8 protein-coding genes and 1 tRNA gene are annotated in these 14,177 nt (G+C 43.7%); 6 read left to right on the top strand and 3 right to left on the bottom strand.

Going from position 1 to position 14,177, the window contains the following annotated elements; genetic code table 11:
- The 4 genes from G337_RS0110985 (at nucleotide 1) to G337_RS0111000 (ending at nucleotide 7,579) form a co-directional block, all read left to right on the top strand.
- Nucleotides 1–3,024, top strand: coding sequence for a PAS domain S-box protein (locus tag G337_RS0110985; RefSeq protein WP_051303164.1), 3,024 nt, complete (start codon nucleotides 1–3; stop codon nucleotides 3,022–3,024).
- A gap of 27 nt (nucleotides 3,025–3,051) precedes the next feature.
- Nucleotides 3,052–4,452, top strand: coding sequence for a sigma-54-dependent transcriptional regulator (locus tag G337_RS0110990; RefSeq protein ID WP_028863930.1), 1,401 nt, complete (start codon nucleotides 3,052–3,054; stop codon nucleotides 4,450–4,452).
- Between the two features lie 280 nt (nucleotides 4,453–4,732).
- Nucleotides 4,733–6,184, top strand: a complete 1,452-nt coding sequence (gene ptsG, locus G337_RS0110995) for a PTS glucose transporter subunit IIBC (RefSeq protein WP_028863931.1) — start codon at nucleotides 4,733–4,735, stop codon at nucleotides 6,182–6,184.
- Between the two features lie 285 nt (nucleotides 6,185–6,469).
- Nucleotides 6,470–7,579 carry a substrate-binding domain-containing protein gene (locus G337_RS0111000; protein WP_028863932.1) on the top strand — a complete coding sequence of 370 codons (1,110 nt, stop codon included), beginning with the start codon at nucleotides 6,470–6,472 and terminating at the stop codon, nucleotides 7,577–7,579.
- A 99-nt stretch (nucleotides 7,580–7,678) separates the two neighbouring features.
- Here the strand turns inward: G337_RS0111000 and G337_RS27695 are convergent, their stop codons facing one another.
- A complete protein-coding gene (locus G337_RS27695; protein ID WP_211235802.1) occupies nucleotides 7,679–8,140 on the bottom strand; it encodes an esterase/lipase family protein in 462 nt (153 codons plus the stop codon).
- A gap of 44 nt (nucleotides 8,141–8,184) precedes the next feature.
- Nucleotides 8,185–8,787 (bottom strand): TetR/AcrR family transcriptional regulator, encoded by a 603-nt coding sequence (locus G337_RS0111010; RefSeq protein WP_028863933.1) that lies wholly within the window; start codon nucleotides 8,785–8,787, stop codon nucleotides 8,185–8,187.
- A 145-nt stretch (nucleotides 8,788–8,932) separates the two neighbouring features.
- Between G337_RS0111010 and G337_RS26075 the strand changes: the two genes are divergently transcribed.
- Both G337_RS26075 and G337_RS26080 read left to right on the top strand, forming a co-directional pair.
- On the top strand, nucleotides 8,933–10,090 hold the full coding sequence (locus G337_RS26075) for an efflux RND transporter periplasmic adaptor subunit (RefSeq protein WP_037027341.1): 1,158 nt from the start codon (nucleotides 8,933–8,935) through the stop codon (nucleotides 10,088–10,090).
- Entirely contained in the window at nucleotides 10,090–13,200 is a 3,111-nt protein-coding gene (locus G337_RS26080; protein ID WP_051303168.1) for an efflux RND transporter permease subunit, read from the top strand. Before G337_RS26075 ends, G337_RS26080 begins: the two co-directional genes overlap by 1 nt.
- 885 nt (nucleotides 13,201–14,085) lie before the next feature.
- Here G337_RS26080 and G337_RS0111025 read toward each other — a convergent pair.
- A tRNA-Met gene (locus G337_RS0111025) sits at nucleotides 14,086–14,162 on the bottom strand.
- Nucleotides 14,163–14,177: the final 15 nt, after the last annotated feature.

Genomic DNA, 14,177 nt, shown 5'->3' on the forward strand with positions numbered 1-14,177 from the left:
ATGAGCTTCCGCTTAAAAACAATCCTCGGCATTGCATTGATCGAATCAGTGCTGCTCATTGTATTAGTTTTTAGCGGACTGAATTTCCTTAGCGGCTCTAACGAAGAGCAGTTAATACAGCGTGCAGAAACAACCTCAATACTTTTCAGCAAAGCAGTTAAAGACGCGGTTCTTTCTACAGATCTGGCGACACTGGAAAGCTTTGTTGAAGATATACTGAATACGCCGGATATTGTCTATACAAGAATCAGCAGCAATAAGTATGTATTAGCAGAAGGCGGTGATCCGCAATCCCTGTACCGCCTGCATGAGCCAGACAGCCGACTTGCCGATGTCACGGACGGGGTCTTTGATATCCGTATTGAAATAACAGAAGGCAGCAGCGTCTACGGTATTATTGAAATCGGACTGTCCACTAAACCTATTGAACGTACTCTGTCAGAAGCGCAGCGCTGGGCTATTGCAATAGCCAGCCTCGAAGTTGCACTGGTTGCTGTCTTTTCATTTGTACTGGGCACCTACCTGACCCGGCAGCTGCTGCAGTTAAAAAAAGCATCTGAAACCATTACCCAGTCCGGCCCCGGACATCAGATAGAGGTAGTCGGCAGAGATGAAATTGCAGAAGTTGCCCATGCCTTTAACAGTATGTCGTCAACCCTGGCAGTAAGTTACTCAGAACTGTCGCGAAGTATCGATGCAGAAAGAAAGATGAGCGCAATCGCCAACAGTAATCAAGCAAAAAATAATGCTATTCTCAGTGCTTCTCTGGACGCTTTAATTACTATTAATGAAGCAGGTAAAGTAGTTGACTACAACAAGGTAGCAGCACACATCTTCGGCTGGAGCCATGATGAAATATTCGGACAAAATTTAGCGGACTTTATCATTCCCTCGAACAAGCAGCACATTCTGCAGAAAGGGATTAAACAATTTCTAACCACTAAAAACTCATCTATTCTTAATCAACGCTTTGAGCTGACCGCGCAGCATAAAGGAGGTCACTGTTTTCCCATTGAAATTAATATTTCCCCCATCGAAACCGATCAGGGTACTATGTTTACCGCCTTTATTCGCGATATCAGCACTCGCTTACAAGCTGAAACAGAATTACGCCTGGCGGCTCAAACCTTTGAATCCAGCGAAGCAATCTTTATCAGCAATGCAGCCGGCAATATTATTCGTACCAATCAAGCTTTTACCCGTATAACCGGTTATGAAAATGCTGATGTTGTAGGCAAAAATCCGCGTATTTTATCCTCCGGCCAGCACCCTGCAGAGTATTATCAGGAAATGTGGGCTGCCTTAGCTGAACAGGGAAAATGGAGCGGCGAGATTTATAATAAACGTAAAAACGGCGAAATATATCCTGAGTACCTGAACATCTCTTCAGTAAAAAATACAGCGGGTACACTCACTCACTATATTGCTCATTTTATGGATATCAGTGAACAAAAACATAATGAAGAAAATTTACGCCGGGCGCGCCTTGATGCGGAAGCAAGTAATGAATCCAAAAGCCGCTTTCTGGCGGCGATGAGTCATGAAATTCGCACCCCGATGAATGCCGTTCTGGGTATTCTCGGGCTGCTCAAAGATACCAGTCTAAGCGGCAGACAGCTAGAGCTGGTTGCAACAGCACGCGACTCCGGCGAGCTGTTACTGACCATTATTAATGATATTCTCGATTTCACCAAAATGGATATTGATAAACTGGAACTGGAAAATAGCAGGTTTGATTTACATCTGTTACTGGCAAACTGCAATGAACTGCTCCAGCATCTTGCAGATAAAAAGTCATTACAACTAACTCTGCAGCAGTCGACAGATCTTCCACAGTTTGTAAAAGGCGATCCGGACCGGATAAGACAAATTCTAATCAATCTGATCAATAATGCGATTAAATTCACCGTCAACGGCTGCATCAGTGTTGCCGCCTCTGTTGATTCAATCTGCGGCGAAGAAATCATTCTACGCTTTCAGGTAACTGATACCGGTATTGGTATCCGCGAAGAGAATCAGGCAGCACTGTTTGACGAGTTCACTATGGTTGATCAGACCCATTCCAGAAAGTATGAAGGAACAGGCTTAGGTCTGGCTATCTGCAGACGACTAGTAACACTGATGAACGGCCATATTAAGGTCAGCAGTGAGCTTGGAAAAGGCAGTTGTTTTGAATTTACTATCGAACTGCAGAGCGCGGCTGAAGGCGGCAGTAAAGATACATTAATACAACCCCAGATACAGCCGCAGGCCAGTACACGTATTCTTCTGGCCGAAGACAACCCGGCTAATCAAATGGTTATTAAAAGCATTCTTGAATTTGCGGATCTACAGGTTGATGTTGTCTCTAACGGTTATGAAGCCGTCGAGGCAGTACAAAATCTGCCTTACGATATTGTATTAATGGACATCTCTATGCCGGAAATGGACGGCATGACAGCAACAGCAGAGATCCGCAAACTAAAATGTGACGCATGCTGTATTCCTATCGTTGCACTCACTGCACATACCTTAAGCGGCGATAAAGATCGTTTTTTACAGGCCGGCATGAATGACTATCTAAGCAAACCGATAGACAGAACAGCGGTTTTAAGCTGTATTGCACACTGGACCGAAGGTATAGAGACACAGAAACAGAGCAGTTCTAGCAGCGAGGCAGTCATCCAGAAGAAGCAGAATGATTTTGTGGATGAAGCCGTACTGGAGCAGCTGGTACGGGATACCGATGCAGAGATAGTGCCGGAATTAATAAAAATGTATATAGAAGACAGTCAGATAAGAATGAAGCTGATCCAGGAAGCTGTCAGTAGACAAGATTTCAGCACCTTAGAATTTGAAACACATACAGTCGGCAGCAGTGCAGCCGCACACGGCAATACGAAGCTGCACTCGTTGTGTCGAAACGTTGAGCAACTTTGCAGGAATCAGGATTACCAGCAGGCAGTTGAGCAGGCAATGCTGCTGCCAGAGACAGCTGACAAATCATTCAGCCGGCTGACAGAGCGTGCTCAGCAGGGATTTTAAAAGAACTTAATCATACAGGCGGTATTAATGAGTGATAAACCTAAAGTATTAATCGTGGAAGACTCGGCTCCCCAGGCAAGATTGTATGAACAATATTTAAAAAACGAGAGCATTGATCTGTCGGTAGTTAGTACCGGTTTATTGATGCAGGAGTTTATTAAAGAAACAGCGCCGGATCTAATACTGCTTGATTATAAACTGCCCGATATGGACGGGCTGGATATTCTCAACTGGATGAAACAGGAAAAATTTTCCTGTTTTGTCATTGTTATCACGGCACACAGTTCCGTTGATGTCGCTGTCGATATGATGCGTAGCGGAGCAGATGACTTTCTGGAAAAACCAGTGACAGCAGGCAGACTGAAAACCTCTGTTAAAAATCTGCTTGAACAGGCGCGTCTGCAGAGTCTGCTGGATAACTACCAAAGTACATTTGAACGTAAAAGCTATCACGGTTTTATCGGTTCCAGCCTGCCTATGCAGGCCGTCTATCGAATTATTGATGCAGCAGCGCCAAGTAAAGCGACAGTTTTTATCACCGGCGAAAGCGGAACAGGTAAAGAAGTTTGTGCTGAAGCTGTTCATGCACAGGGGCCGCGGGCTAAAAAACCGTTTGTTGCATTAAACTGCGGCGCAATTCCACGCGACCTGATGGAAAGCGAAATATTTGGTCATGTAAAAGGCTCATTTACTGGTGCATTTTCAGACCGCAAGGGAGCAGCGGCGCAGGCAGATGGAGGAAGCCTGTTTTTAGATGAAATTTGCGAAATGGATTTAGATCTGCAGACCAAACTATTACGCTTTGTACAAACAGGTACTTTTAAAAAAGTAGGCAGTAATAAATTAGAAACCGTTGATGTGCGCTTTATTTGTGCCACTAACCGCAATCCCCTGGATGATGTAGCCAGCGGACGCTTTCGGGAAGATCTTTACTACCGTCTGCATGTACTGCCGCTGCAGCTTCCGCCTTTACGGGAACGCGGTAATGATATTATTGAAATTGCGGCCAGTTTCCTGACTGATTATGCACAAGAAGAAGGTAAAGCATTTACTGCTTTTTCACCTGAAGTCAAAGATTTCCTAATCCATCATTATAACTGGCCGGGTAACGTCCGGCAGCTGCAGAATGTCATTCGCAATATTGTAGTTCTACATAACGATCAGCTGGTTAAATTATCTCATCTTCCCGCTCCTTTAAGTACGCAGACAGATAAGAGCATTGTAACTAAAGTATCACAGTCCTATGAGAAGAGTGAAACGAGTAAAAGTGATTCCTTTTCCCCAGTCAAACCACTAGCAGATGTAGAGAAAGATGCAATAGAGAATGCGATTAACTTTTGTAATGGAAATATTCCCAAAGCGGCCGCCCTGCTGGATGTCAGCCCGTCAACAATCTACCGGAAAAAACAGGCATGGGAAGGTTTATAAGGCACAGATATTTTAACCGGTCATTTTCAAACGGCCGGTTATCAATCAGCAGCTGAATATGCTCAACAGCAGCGGCCTCCCCGCCCATAGAACAGAAATGCTTAATTTTCAACCACAAGTTCGTAAGAAAAAGTAACAAAGCCCCCGAGTATGTAAACAATTGTAACTTAATGAATAACATGATAACTCCATCAAAAAACTGTTTTTACCTCCGATATACTTGCCCCACTAAATTTAAAGGCGTTCAATTTTTACTACAAAAACTAACTGGAGAGTTGTTATGAACATATTTGGAAGTTTGCAAAAAGTAGGGAAGTCATTAATGCTTCCTGTATCAGTATTACCGATAGCCGGTATTCTGCTGGGTGTAGGTGCGGCTAAATTCAGCGTACTACCGGAAGTTGTTTCACAACTGATGGAACAAGCCGGTGGTGCTGTATTTGGTAACATGGCGTTATTATTCGCCATTGGTGTTGCCCTAGGTTTTACAAAAAATGACGGTGTTGCCGGTCTTGCCGCTGCTGTAGGTTACTACATCATGATGCAGACAATTGAAACACTGGCACCTGGTGCAAACACAGGTGTACTAGGCGGTATCATCGCCGGTGGTATTGCAGCAGTCATGTTTAACCGATTCTACAACATCACATTACCTGACTACTTAGGTTTCTTTGCTGGTAAACGTGCGGTTCCAATCATGACCGGCTTATCAGCTATCATTATGGGTGCAGTGCTTGCAGTTATCTGGCCTCCAATTGGTTCTGGTATCGCGGCATTCTCTGACTGGGCAGCACACCAGAACCCAACGGTTGCATTTGGTATTTACGGCGTAGTTGAGCGTTCATTAATTCCATTCGGTCTTCACCATATCTGGAACGTACCTTTCTTCTTTGAAGCAGGCTCTTGTACAAGTGCAACAGGCGAACAGCTTAACGGTATTTTAACTTGTTACCTGTCTGCTGATGATGCAACTCGTGCTGCTGGTAACGGTTTCGGTCAACTAGCCGGTGGTTACATGTTTAAAATGTTTGGTCTTCCTGCTGCTGCAATCGCAATTGCACACGCAGCTAAGCCGGAAAACCGCGCTAAAGTAATGGGTATCATGGCATCTGCCGCGTTAACTTCATTCCTAACAGGTATTACTGAGCCGATCGAATTTGCATTCCTATTCGTAGCACCAGTATTATACGCAGTGCACGCTCTACTTGCTGGTTCTGCATTTGTTGTAACTAACATGCTGGGTATGGTTCACGGTACTTCTTTCTCGCATGGTTTAATTGATTTCTTAGTTCTTTCTGCAAACGCTGAAAAAATGATTTACTTCATTGTTATCGGTCTTGTTTATGCAGCTCTTTACTACACAGTATTCCGTGTTGTAATTAAAGCGCTAGACCTTAAAACTCCAGGTCGTGAAGAGGAAGAAGCTGAAGAAGCGATTCAACTAGGCAGCTCTGAAATCCCGGTTCTTCTTGTAGCGGCATTCGGCGGCAAAGCTAACATTGAAAACTTAGATGCATGTATTACACGTTTACGTATCAGCGTTCACAATGTTGCACTAGTCGACAAAGCTGAGCTGAAGAAACTAGGTGCTGCGGGTGTTGTTATCTCTGGTAATGGTGTTCAAGCTATCTTCGGTACTAAGTCTGATAACCTTAAAACAGATATGGAAGCTTACTTAGCAACCATTGGTAATGAATCAGGCAGCTTAAAAGCAGACGCTAAACCTGCTTAATAAAGTTACCTAATAATAACCAGGTTAATTCGGATATTAACCTGGTTTATTTTCCGGGTAATTACCATTATACACAGTCGCCCTTTCTGATATGGTAGTTACCCTTCTTCCCCGTACCTTTTCATGCAGTCTTAATTTCACTCTGTGTAATAACAGTTAACTCCCCCTTCCTTAAAAAATAAATTATCTTTATAAAGATCACTGTTTTTAAGTGACAGCAGCTCTGCGATGGCAACAATTTCATATTAAGCTATGCTCTAACAAATATTAGATAAGGTGCTGAATATGCTGCGTATTACCATAATATCTCTATTTCTGCTATGCACTACACAGGTTCATTCCCGTGCAGATTTCTGGTCTCTTAATGAGTACTGGCAGGAATACCCTTATCAACAGGAGCTCAGCGAATCATTTTCGGATATAGTCCGAAATCCACCAGCTCCTTTATCTTATACACAAGATAAACCTGTTTTTATCTACTTTATCACCCCCAGCCGTCAGCTTTCCGATTACTGGCGCCGCAATCGAACCGCTTTTACAGAACGCCTGAATGAGCTGAACATAAAATACAAAATAAAAAGCTATGATACCAAAGCGAACAGTCAGGAAGCGCAGAAACGTAAGCTAATGCAGCGGGCCCTGTCAGAGAATCCCGACTTTATTATTCTGACACTGGATACGGCTCCGGATCGTAATTTTACCCGCAGGATTTTAAACCAGAAAAAGACACGTATAATTGTTCAGAATGTTACTAACCCGGTAAAATCCTGGCATAAAAATCAGCCGCTGCTTTATGTCGGCTTTGATCATGAAAGCGGTACAAAAATACTTGCCGAATATTTTAAAAAAACCTTTTCCGGCAAAACTAAATATGCCGTTAACAACTTCTATCCCGGTTATATCAGCAAAGTAAGGGGAAACAGTTTTATTACTATGCTGGAGAAAAATTCCCGTTTTGAACTGCTAAGTCACGTTTATACGGATGCCTCTCAGGGCTCTGCGCGCAGCAATACTTTGAATTTAGTCGATCTTTACCCGGATCTTAATTTTATTTACGCAAGTGCAACCGATATTGCTATCGGCACAAGCAAAGCACTGCAGAGACTCGGCAGAGAAGATATTAAAGTTAACGGCTGGGGCGGCGGAACGATGGAGCTGCAGGCGCTGGCTAAAGGCGAATTAGATGTTACAGTAATGCGCATGAATGATGACAGCGGCGTCGCGATGGCAGAAGCCGTCAAACTTGTGCTTGAGAAAAAAGAGGAGTTAGTTCCGGTAGTCTATTCCGGCGAGTTTAAACTGGTCACCTCAGAAACTAAACCGTCAGAGGTAGAAAAGCTCATTAAACATGCTTTCCGCTATTCAGATCCGCATGTAAAAGAACAGCAGCGTTAAAGCCTGCTTTATCACAGCAGCCATTATTGATCATTATCAGGCTAACAGCCATGCGCTTACGGTAATAATTATATGCACCTGCAAAGTGCACAGTTTTTCTTAATATTTATTTAAATAACAATTACTTGCCTGTAATGTTATATTCTCTGTTTTACAGTAAACATGCGCATTTGAGTGCGTATCTGCAATTGTCAAGGAAGACAAAATGAACATTCGCTGTTTATTTTTTATATGTGTGTCACTTCTGATATCAACAACAGCAGATGCAAGAGAGTTTACAATTATCGGTCTTCCGGGGGCTCTTCTAATGTTTTCAGGTAATACACCTAGCGCAGACCTGATCAAGACCCCGCCAAGAGAGTGACCGATAAGTACATACTCTCCCTTCTGCGCTGCTTTCATAACTTTTTTAACAAGTCTGTTTCTAATAGATTCAAAGTCACTGAAACTGACCATGTATGCAAAAGCTGATGTATTGAAACCTTTACGTTTCAGATCCCATAATAACCGCACACCAGATAACGGCGAACGCCCCATTCCATGTACGAAAATAACCTGCAAAGTTCACCTCTCTAAAAATGTGCAGTGGCCGCTGTTAAACTTATTTATGTTTTATTGGCGGCTAAAAACACGTCAACGCAATTGTCTAAATAATCTTGACGCTGCTGCTCTGTTTCTCCTGTCGTTTCACCTAAATATGCCCAGTATACGGCGCGGCCGTGGAACATTAGCAGCAGCTGCATGGCGGCATCCTGCAGTGGAATATCAATTTTCAATTCACCGCTGTCGACTTTAAGCTGCAGATATTTCGACAGCATGTTTACTGCATTTTTAGGGCCCGCACTTAAATAAACAGCCGCTAACTCTGGATGACTATCTAGCTGACTAACTGCTGTTTTAAAGGTTTTTTGCGGCCCTTCTTTCAGTAACATACTTTGAAAACGAAAAGCAAATTCACATAAAGCAGTTTTAATAGGACGAGGATCAGCGTGTAAGTCAGCGTCTATTTGATTCGCGGCGCACTTGCCTTTGATACAGGTTTCAAACAATTCATCTTTGGTTTTAAAATGCGCATAAACCGTCTGCTTAGAGACATCTGCCTGCTTTGCGATGGCACTCATACTGACGGCGTAACCATGCTCAATAAATAACTCACCGGCAGCTTTTAAGATCTGCTCACGCTTTTGTTCACTTCTAGGACTTAACACTTTATTCACCACCGCTAGATAATTTATTTTAACTTTCACACAAACTGGACTAGACAGTCCAGTTTGATTGGGTATACTTTAACCAATATGGACTGATGAGTCTAGTTTGTTTTAGTTTAGCATATTCTATTCAAGGAAAATTACAATGCAATGGATAACAAAACGCAGCACAATCCTCTTATTTTTGTTAGTCAGCCTGATCAGCGGTTGTAATAACCCTGTTTCAAAGTCAGTTAAAACCGATACTGCTTCCCCGTTAACGCTCGTAAACAGCCTGCAGCTTACTGGTGCAGAAAATTACACTGTGATGCGCGAATATGTGGGATTAGTACATGCGGGACAGCAGGCTAAATTAGGCTTTGAACTTGGCGGGAAAATTGCCGGATTATATGTAGATATAGGTGATAAGGTGCAGGAGGGCGATGCATTAATCATACTCGATACCCAGTTATTAAAAACCACCGCCGAACAGCTGACTGCTCAGCAGGCACAAATTACCGCGCAGTTAGATCTGGTTGATGCCAATTTAAAACGCCAGCGTTCATTAAAGAAAAAAGGCTTCAGCGCCGATTCAGAAATCGATAATTTATTCAGTCAGCGTAAAGCACTGCAGGCAAACTATCGCCAACTGGCAGCAGCCCTAAGTGCAAATGCTCTGCAGCAGCAGAAGTCCACTATTTATGCCCCCTACTCCGGTACTATCAGCGAGCGTTTTATCTCTAAAGGAGATGTAGTTAATGCCGGCACACCAACCTTTACTCTGCTGGCCGGTCAAGACCGCGAAGCGCAGATAGGTATTCCAGCTAAACAGCTCATGCGTATCAAAGAGCAGTCACAGCGTTCAGATGCCGCGCAGCAAAAATGGCCGCTGCGCATCGGTCAGCAGCAGGTTTTAGCCTCCCTGTTAAACCCGGGCGCACAGGTGGATCTTAAATCTCGTATGGTTACCCTGCGCTTTGCATTACCCGACTCAGTTGATGTTATTAATGGTGAACTGGTATATCTGCAGTTCGCAGATAAACACCAGCAGGCAGGTTACTGGGTCCCCTTAACCGCGATGACCGACGGACTGCGCGGCGTCTGGAATGTCTATGCATTGACCACTAATGAAGATAACAGCTACAAAGTGCAGCGGCGCACTGTACAGGTGCTGTATGCAGACGGACAGCAGGCTTATATCAGCGGCGCAGTAAGTGATAACGAGCTGTTAGCTGCTGATGGTTTACACCGTTTAGTACCCGGACAAAATGTACAGTTAAGCCATAACCAGGCTTCGGCAACCACAACTAACGAGGTGAACTAATGCAGGCCGTTATTGGTAATACCCGTTTATTAGCTTTAGCCGTCGCGTTATTAATTGTCAGTGGTTTCTCGTCACTAAGCTCTTTACCGCGCGCTGAAGATCCTATAATAAAAAACCGTACAGCCGTCGTAACCACAGCCTTTCCCGGGGCAACCGCCGAGCGTGTTGAAGCGTTAGTAACAGAAAAAGTAGAAACCAGCTTAAGGCAGTTAGATGAAATTAAAACATTGTCTTCGGTATCCCGTCCGGGGATTTCGGTTGTTACTATCCAGCTTAAAGACGATGTAATGGAGTCTCAACCAGTCTGGTCCCTGGCACGCGACAAACTAAGCGATGTAAAACCTTTATTACCCGCCGGCGCTTTAACCTCAGAGCTTGATGACGATCATGCGTATGCATTTACCATCACCACGGCATTAACCTGGCAAAGTGATTCAAGTGCAGATCTTTTAACCCTGCGCCGCTACGCCGTTGAGTTAGGTAATCGCCTGCGTAATATCAGCGGTACTGAATTTGTTGACGAATACGGTTTACCAGAAGAGCAGATTTTAGTGAGCATGGATCCGGCCGCCGCCAGCGCATTGGGTAATTCAGCTCTAAGTATTGCAAATGCCCTTGCCGGCGCTGATGCTAAAAATGCTGCCGGTGAATTAGTTAACGACAATAACCGTTTTGCACTAGAAGTTGCTGACTCATTAGACTCTTTAGACCGCGTACGACGCGTGCCGCTTGAAATTGATGATAACGGGCATTTAATCCGCCTGCAGGATATTGCAGACATTTCACGCACCGCAGTCTCTCCACCATCTGAAATAGCCATAGTGCAAGGTAAACCGGCAGTCATTGTCGCAACACGTATGCAGGCGCATTTACGTGTAGATTCATGGTCAAATAGAGTGAATACTTTCTTAGCGGACTTTCAGGAAGAGCTGCCGAGTAATATCAAAGTATCGGTCTTGTTTGAACAGCAGAGTTATACCGAAACACGTCTTGCTGAACTAAGCGAAAATCTGTTAGTCGGTTTTTCTATCATCTTAGTAGTTTTGTTATTAACTCTTGGTGCACGCTCAGCGGTTATTGTGGCACTTTCACTGCCGCTAACCAGTTTAATGACCTTAGCCGCCATGAAATTCACTGGTTTGCCTATTAACCAAATGTCAGTCACCGGATTGATTGTTGCTCTAGGTATCATGGTGGATAATGCGATTGTAATGGTTGATACCATTCAGCATTACCGTCAGCAGGGAGTCAAAAAATTACAAGCGGCTAATAAAGCAGTCAAACATTTATGGGTGCCTTTGTTAGGTTCAACACTGACCACTGTATTAGCTTTCAGTCCGATAATTTTAATGCCGGGATCTGCTGGAGAATTTGTTGGTGCAATCGCCATTACTGTATCGTTTTCATTAATCGGCTCATACATTATCTCGCACACAATTATCGCCGGTTTTGCAGCTCGCTGGTTACCTGCCGGCCGGCAGAATCAACGCTGGTATCAGGCAGGCATATCACTTCCAGTTTTAAGCAGTGCTTTTCAGAAAACCGTTAACAACGCGATTCATTATCCCAAACTCACGGCTCTGGCAGTATGTATTTTACCCTTAAGCGGATTTTGGAGCGCGACGCAGTTAACTGAGCAGTTCTTTCCACCTTCGGACCGAGACATGTTTGAAATTCAATTATATATGCCGCCGCAGGCAAGTATATTTGCCACTCAGGCAATGACCCGGAAAGTCGATAGAATCATTGCAGAGTACCCGGAAATTGAAAATAGTAACTGGATAGTCGGAGGTAATTTCCCCTCTTTTTACTACAACTTAACAGGCGGCCAGAACGGCTCTGCTAATTTTGCACAGGCGATGATTAAAACCACGGATTACAAAGCGACAAACCGTATTATTCCCGATCTGCAGCATAAGCTCGATACCCGGCTGCCCGAGGCACAGATTCTGGTGCGTAAATTAGAGCAGGGCCCTCCCTTTAACGCACCGTTAGAAGTGCGTTTATACGGGCCGAATCTGGATACATTAAGATCCGTAGGTGAAGATATCCGTTTAATTATGGCGCAGACAGAAAATGTCTCACATACCCGTGAAACACTGCAGGCAGGCACCCCGAAAGTGTGGGTTAATGTTAATGAAGAAGCGAGCCAGTTAAGCGGTTTATCACTCCATAATTTTGCGGCCTTATTACAAGCCTCGTTAACGGGCAGTGTCAGCGGTAATATTATCGAAGCCACAGAATCAGTTCCGGTTCGAGTACGGGTTAATGATCAAAGCCGTCAGGAGATGGCACAGTTAAATAACTTACGCTTACCTGTCCAGTCTAACGGTCAGTTTGCGGGTTTACCGGTATCAGCCTTAGCAGATTTATCATTAACGCCGGCACGGGGGGCCATTCCGCGCCGCAACGGACAGCGCGTAAACGTGATTGAAGGATATCTGCGTGCAGGAGTTTTACCGCAAACCGCATTAGATATTTTTCAAGTAAACCTTGAGCAGTACGCACAAACTATTCCTGCAGGTTACCGCATTGAATTTGGCGGAGAGTCCGCTGAACGTGATGAGTCGGTAGGCAACCTGCTCGCCAATATTACCATGGTAATGACCCTGTTAGTGGTAGTCGTAGTGCTGTCATTTAACTCGTTCCGCTTAAGTTTGATTATCTTTTCAGTGGGCTTTTTAGCATCGGGTTTAGGACTGCTTTCGGTGTGGATTTTTAGTTACCCGTTTGGTTTTACCGTAATCATTGGTTTATTAGGGTTAGTGGGATTAGCGATTAATGCGGCCATTGTTATTCTAGCCGAACTAAAAGCCAGTCCGAAAGCCATGTCGGGCGAAGCACAGGCGATATTAGAGGCGGTGATGAGCTGTACAAGGCATATCACCTCAACCACTATCACCACTATCGGCGGCTTTTTACCGCTGATTCTAGCGGGTGGTGGTTTCTGGCCGCCCTTTGCAGTGGCTATCGCCGGCGGCACGCTGCTGACAACAATGATCTCATTCTATTTTGTACCTGCGGTATTCCGTCTGGTGATCAGCAGATCCAGCAAGTCTGCTGAAGCGCCGTCTTTAACCGTTAATAACCAGCTGTCAGCCAACTCATAAATTCACTTAAAGTAAAAAGACGCTTCAAAAACGAAGCGTTTTTTTATGACTCTTATTAACTGCTGTTAACTGTTAAAAAGCTAAGCTCTCTACCATTGTCAACAGCGCGATTGATGACATTATTTGAACAAATAATTGCAGCCGTTCAACTTATACCAATTTCATTAATTAGATGGACTATTTAGGCATAGGGGAAATGGATAAAAGCAAGGCATTGATTGCAGTAACTACCTGTTCTAATTGAAAAATCAATAACGAAGCTAACATTCATTTTAACCAGCATAAATGAATAAAAAATTATTGGATTTGCTATTAACTATTCTTAAAGGATCATATTTTCAGGACATGAATAGTGCCGGCTGTACCTAGTAACGTCATCCAGCATCTTTTGAAGGTATTCTAGAAATTGGCTGCGGGAGCAGGATTTGAACCTAAAACCTTCATCAGTGTTTATTAATAGTTGAGCCCGACAATATTTATAGAGATCAATACATAAAGCAGTTGAGGTGCTGGATAATTTATTTCAGGGAGTTTTTTTAGAGTCATCAAATAAGAATTGGCTGCGGGAGCAGGATTTTAGCCTACAACCTTCGCCAGGGTTTATAAAGAACTGAGTCCGACGAGCTTTGCTTGAAAAGCAAATAGATCAATTCACTGAATTAGTTTTGTAAAAAACTAAATTATTAAATTCTGTATGGGAGGTGTTTTTGATTTTGAAGGTATTCTAGAAGTCGGCTACAAAAGCAGGATTTGAACCTACGACCTTCGCCAGGGGTTATAAAAAGCTGAGCCCGACAATATTTGATAGAGATCAATGCATAAAACAGTTTGAAGTACTGAATAGATTATTTTAGGAAGTTTTTTGAAGAATATTCAAATAAGAATTGGTTGCGAGAGCAGGATTTGAACCTACGACCTTCGGGTTATGAGCCCGACGAGCTACCAAGCTGCTCCATCTCGCGTCCGTAATTGGTGTT

Source organism: Psychromonas aquimarina ATCC BAA-1526, from assembly GCF_000428725.1.
Lineage (GTDB): Bacteria > Pseudomonadota > Gammaproteobacteria > Enterobacterales > Psychromonadaceae > Psychromonas > Psychromonas aquimarina.